Below are 625 nucleotides of genomic sequence, written 5' to 3' on the forward strand. Positions count from 1 at the left end.
CAAGGGTTCATATCACCTCGCCGGCGCTTTTCGCAGATTAGCACGTCCTTCATCGCCTCTGACTGCCAGGGCATCCACCGTGTACGCTTAGTCGCTTAACCTCACAACCCGAAGCTGTTTCACTTCGTGTTGTGAAAATTTGAGAGACTCGAACACGCCTTCATCTGTTCTTATTACGGAGAACAGACACAGCGTGTCGTTTCAATTTTCAGCTTGATCCAGATTTTTAAAGAGCAAATATCGCAAACATGACTCGCAAGTCAGTTTTGAGATACTGATTGGTTGTGCCTTTCACTCACACCCAGCAAGTGGCGTCCCCTAGGGGATTCGAACCCCTGTTGCCGCCGTGAAAGGGCGGAGTCCTAACCGCTAGACGAAGGGGACACGAGGTGTCACGACTTCGCAGCCGTCTTGCTTTCTGCTTTCTATCAGACAATCTGTGTGAGCACTGCAAAGGCAGGTTCTTTAAGGTAAGGAGGTGATCCAACCGCAGGTTCCCCTACGGTTACCTTGTTACGACTTCACCCCAGTCATGAATCACAAAGTGGTAAGCGCCCTCCCGAAGGTTAAGCTACCTACTTCTTTTGCAACCCACTCCCATGGTGTGACGGGCGGTGTGTACCTA

Annotated in this window: 1 tRNA gene and 2 rRNA genes; all 3 read right to left on the reverse strand. The window is 50.7% G+C overall.

The annotated features are described in order from the left end of the window. Window positions 1–101 (reverse strand): 23S ribosomal RNA (locus tag C3406_RS25870); the annotation flags it as partial. A 208-nt stretch (window positions 102–309) separates the two neighbouring features. After that, a tRNA-Glu gene (locus C3406_RS25875) sits at window positions 310–384 on the reverse strand. Window positions 385–471: 87 nt separating this feature from the next. Continuing rightward, window positions 472–625, reverse strand: a 16S ribosomal RNA gene (locus C3406_RS26380); the annotation flags it as partial.

The organism is Leclercia sp. LSNIH8 (genome assembly GCF_002920195.1).
Classification (GTDB): domain Bacteria; phylum Pseudomonadota; class Gammaproteobacteria; order Enterobacterales; family Enterobacteriaceae; genus Enterobacter.